5 protein-coding genes and 1 pseudogene are annotated in these 4,023 nt (G+C 74.3%); 5 read left to right on the top strand and 1 reads right to left on the bottom strand.

The window, feature by feature from the left end:
• Together NH602_RS28980 and NH602_RS28975 are read left to right on the top strand one after the other, a co-directional pair.
• On the top strand, positions 1–764 hold a 764-nt coding region (locus NH602_RS28980; RefSeq protein ID WP_253069465.1), incomplete at its 5' end, for a 2-oxo acid dehydrogenase subunit E2.
• A 90-nt stretch (positions 765–854) separates the two neighbouring features.
• Entirely contained in the window at positions 855–1,364 is a 510-nt protein-coding gene (locus NH602_RS28975; protein ID WP_253069464.1) for an FxsA family protein, read from the top strand.
• Positions 1,365–1,535: 171 nt separating this feature from the next.
• Here the strand turns inward: NH602_RS28975 and NH602_RS31570 are convergent, their stop codons facing one another.
• The gene (locus NH602_RS31570; protein WP_255497807.1) at positions 1,536–1,670 is read right to left on the bottom strand and encodes a hypothetical protein; all 135 of its coding nucleotides are present in this window, start codon (positions 1,668–1,670) and stop codon (positions 1,536–1,538) included.
• 308 nt (positions 1,671–1,978) lie between these two features.
• Here NH602_RS31570 and NH602_RS28970 point away from each other — a divergent pair, with 308 nt between their 5' ends.
• The 3 genes and pseudogenes from NH602_RS28970 to NH602_RS28960 all read left to right on the top strand — a co-directional run.
• Positions 1,979–3,169: an ATP-binding protein gene (locus NH602_RS28970; RefSeq protein ID WP_062398897.1), complete on the top strand. Its 1,191-nt coding sequence runs from the start codon at positions 1,979–1,981 to the stop codon at positions 3,167–3,169.
• 196 nt (positions 3,170–3,365) lie between these two features.
• Entirely contained in the window at positions 3,366–3,686 is a 321-nt protein-coding gene (locus NH602_RS28965) for a co-chaperone GroES (RefSeq protein ID WP_043276256.1), read from the top strand.
• A gap of 125 nt (positions 3,687–3,811) precedes the next feature.
• A pseudogene (locus NH602_RS28960) lies at positions 3,812–4,023 on the top strand (hypothetical protein); the annotation flags it as partial.

The following is a 4,023-nucleotide window of genomic DNA, read 5'->3' as shown; positions in this document are numbered from 1 at the left end:
CCGGGCCGGGCACCGCCGCCGGGCCGGGCACCGCGGCCGGACCGGGCACGACCACCGCCCGGCCCACCGAGGACCGGCGTGAGCCCATCCGCGGCGTCCGCAAGGCCACCGCCGCGGCGATGGTCGCGAGCGCGTTCACCGCGCCGCACGTCACCGAGTTCCTCGACGTCGACGTCACCGAGATGATGGCCCTGCGCGACCGGCTGCGGGCCTCGCGCGAGTTCGCCGGGGTCAAGCTGACCCCGCTGGCGTTCGTCGCGAAGGCCGCCTGCCTCGCCGCCGCGCGGACCCCGGCGGCCAACGCCGGCTGGGACGAGCGCGCCGGCGAGATCGTCTACTACGCCCGCGTCCAGCTCGGCATCGCCGCCGCAACGCCGCGTGGGCTCGTCGTCCCCAAGATCCGCGACGCGGACACACTCACCCTGCGCGGCATGGCCGACGCGCTCACGACGCTCACCGACACCGCCCGGGCGGGCCGGACCGCCCCGGCCGACCTGGTCGGGGGCACGTTCACGATCACCAACGTCGGCGTGCTCGGCGTCGACACCGGGACGCCGATCATCAACCCCGGCGAGGCCGCGATCCTCGCGGTGGGGTCGATCAAGCCCGCCCCCTGGGTCGTCGACGGCGAGCTGGCCGTGCGCACCGTGTGCCGGCTGGCGCTGTCGTTCGACCACCGCCTCGTCGACGGGGCCGAGGGCTCGCGATTCCTCGCCGACGTCGGCGCGCTGCTGCACGACCCCGGGGTCGCCTTCACCTGGTGACCTGGGGAGATCATCCGAGGGCCCGGGGGATCGATCCGGGGAATTCGGGCGATCCGGGAGCAGAACGGCATGCCCGTGCGTTGTACGGGCATGCCGTTCGTGCTGCTCTACGTCGTGCTCGAGATCGTCGCGCTCGCCGGGCTGATCGCGTGGATCGGACTGGGCTGGACCCTGCTGGTCCTGCTCGCCGGGTCCGTGGTCGGACTCCTGCTCGCCCGCCGGGAGGGCGTCCGCGCCGCCCGCGCGCTCGCCACCGCCGTGCAGCGCGGGAAGCTGGCGCACGAGGAGGCGACCGACGGGCTGCTCGTCGCCGCCGGTGGCATCCTCATCTTCCTGCCGGGCCTGATCACCGATGTGCTCGGTCTCGCCCTGGTGTTCCCCCCGACGCGGGCCCTGGTCCGGCGTCGCATGGTGAACGCCGCCGAGCGGGCCGCACCGAGCCTGCGCACCGCACGGATCCGCTACGGCGCCACCGTGGTCGAGGGGGAGACCGTGACCGAGCCGCGCTCGGCGACCGCGTACCCGCGCATCACCGGACCTGCCGCGGGCACCGGCCCGGTCGTCGACGGCGAGGTCGTGGACGGCCCCGGCCGCACCTGACCCGTCACCGGGCCTCGCGATACGTGGCCGCCCGGCGCACCCCGCACGCGGTCTCCGCACCCCGTGCGGAGGCTGCGACGGCGGCACCAGGGATGCGACGGCCGGGCGCGGCAGATCCAGGACCGGGTGGTGGACGGCGGGAGCGTTCGGGGGTCGCCCCCGCCGTCCTTCTCACCAGCCGGGGCGCGCTCCTGCGAGCAGGCTGCGCAGGCTCTCCAGCCGTCGGCGACGCAGCGTGATCGGCTTCATCCGCAGCGTCGAGTGATGCATCCGGTCGGCGCGGTGCCGTCCGCGGTGTCGGCCCACAGCGCTCTCCTCCCGGGCGTAGTCACGTGCGACGGGGTGGTGCACGCCTCAGAGTGTTGCTGGTCAACCGCGGTCGCGGAAGGTCACCGGGCGCGGGCCACCGGATCGTGACGACAGCGCCGGCGTTCCTCGGCCCCGCTCGCACGGTGCGTTCGCGGCGGACCGCACGGGCGATGCCGGAACCGGCCCGGACGGGCATCGCGACCACGCTGGGTGACCGACGTCGTCGCTGGGCCGCCCGGGTGGCGGGGCCGCGACACGCCGTCGTCGTCTACGGAATTCCGAAGAGCGGCGGATACCGTCCTCGCATGGACCCGGTGCGCAACCCGTTCGCCCCCGGCGCCGGGCAGCGCCCGCCGGAGCTGGCCGGCCGGGACCGCGAGGTGGACGCCTTCGAGATCGTCCTGGAGCGGGTCGCCCGCGGTCGCCCGGAGCGGAGCCTGGTGCTCACCGGGCTGCGCGGCGTCGGCAAGACGGTGCTGCTCGGCGAGCTGCGCTCGATGGCGATGCACGCCGGCTGGGGCGCCGGGAAGATCGAGGCCCGCCCGGACGCCGACCTGCGCCGTCCGCTGTCCGCGGCGCTGCACCGCGCGATCCGCGACCTCGCCGTCCGGCACCGGGCCCCCGAGCGCATCGACGAGGTGCTGGGCGTGCTCAAGGCGTTCGCGCTGCGGTCGTCGCCGGAGGGCACGAAGCTGCGGGAGCGCTGGCAGCCCGGCATCGACGTCCCGGTGAAGAACGGGCGCGCGGACTCCGGGGACATCGAGATCGACCTCGTCGAGCTGTTCACCGAGGTCGCGGAGCTGGCCCAGGACGTCGGCTCCGGCATCGCGCTGCTGATCGACGAGATGCAGGACCTGCGGCCCGAGGACGTCTCCGCACTCTGCGCCGCCTGCCACGAGCTGTCCCAGGCCCGGGTGCCGCTCGTCGTCGTCGGGGCGGGGCTGCCGCACCTGCCCGCCGTGCTGTCGGCGTCGAAGTCCTACTCGGAGCGGTTGTTCAAGTACTCACGGATCGACCGGCTGGACCGCAAGGACGCCGACTTCGCGCTGATCGCCCCGGCCGAGCGCGAGGAGGCGACCTTCGACCAGGAGGCCCTCGACGACCTCTACGTCCGCTCGGGCGGTTACCCCTACTTCGTGCAGGCCTACGGCAAGGCCGCGTGGGACGCCGCACCGACCAGCCCGATCGGCGTGAAGGACGTCGAGATGGCCGCCCCCGAGGCCGAGGCCGAGCTCGCGGTCGGCTTCTTCGGCTCGCGCTTCGAGCGGGCGACGCCGGCGGAGCGCGAGTACCTGCGGGCGATGGCCGAGCTGACCGACGGGGAGGACCACCCCGTCGAGACGTCGCTGGTGGCCAAGCACCTGGACCGGCGCGCGTCGTCGCTGTCCCCGGCGCGCGACAGCCTGCTCAAGAAGGGCCTGGTGTTCTCCGCCCAGCGCGGCCAGATCGCCTTCACCGTGCCGCACTTCGGGCGGTACCTGCTCGCCAACACCTGAGCCCCGCTGCTCCGGACGAGTGAAAACTGTTTGCGGTGTAACAGGTCCTCGGGTCGGCGCGAAACCCCTGCTGAGCCCCGCGGCGCCACCCGACCCCCGACTCGGTAGCGCCGCGGGGCGTTCCACGTTCGGGGCATGCTCTCGCTTGCGCCGGGCGCCGCCGGGGGCGTCAGGGGTCACCCGTAGCATCGGCCCGGTGGCCGAGCCCAAACTCGAGATCCAGATGCTCCATGACCGGGTCATGATCAAGAGGGTCGAGGGTTCCGGCGAGCGACGGAGCTCGGCCGGAATCGTGATCCCGGCAACCGCACAGGTCGCCAAGCGTCTGGTCTGGGGAGAGGTGGTCGGGGTGGGACAGCACGTGCGCACGGTGAAGGCCGGCGACCGCGTCCTGCTCGCCCCGGAGGACCAGTACGAGGTCGAGATCGCCGGCGTCGGGCACCTGGTCATGCGTGAGCGGGACCTGCACGCGGTGGCCTCCGAGGCCACCCAGCACGGGACCGGTCTCTACCTCTGACCCCCCGGGTCGCGCCGGTCCGCACGGACCCGCGGCCCACCCGGTTCGACAGCGGTGTCGACACAGTCGACGACGCCGGTCGCGATGACAGAGTCGATGGCAGTGCGGAAAGGAAGTCCCACGTCATGCCCGAGCGCCCTCCCTCGTCCGACGACGCGGACGAGCAGCCGGTGACGTCCGCGCCGGAGCCGGGAGACCCGCAGAACGGCGACGCCGCCGGTGCCGGTCGCCCCGTGATGCCCGCCCGCCGTCCCTCGCCCGGCCCCGCCGCCGCCCCCGCCGCGCCGCAGGGAACTCCCGCGCCGCAGGGCGCCACCGAGGTCTCCGCCGCCGAGTC

It is taken from the genome of Pseudonocardia sp. McavD-2-B (assembly GCF_024124365.1).
Lineage (GTDB): Bacteria > Actinomycetota > Actinomycetes > Mycobacteriales > Pseudonocardiaceae > Pseudonocardia > Pseudonocardia alni.
This window is presented reverse-complemented; position numbering and strand designations above follow the sequence as displayed.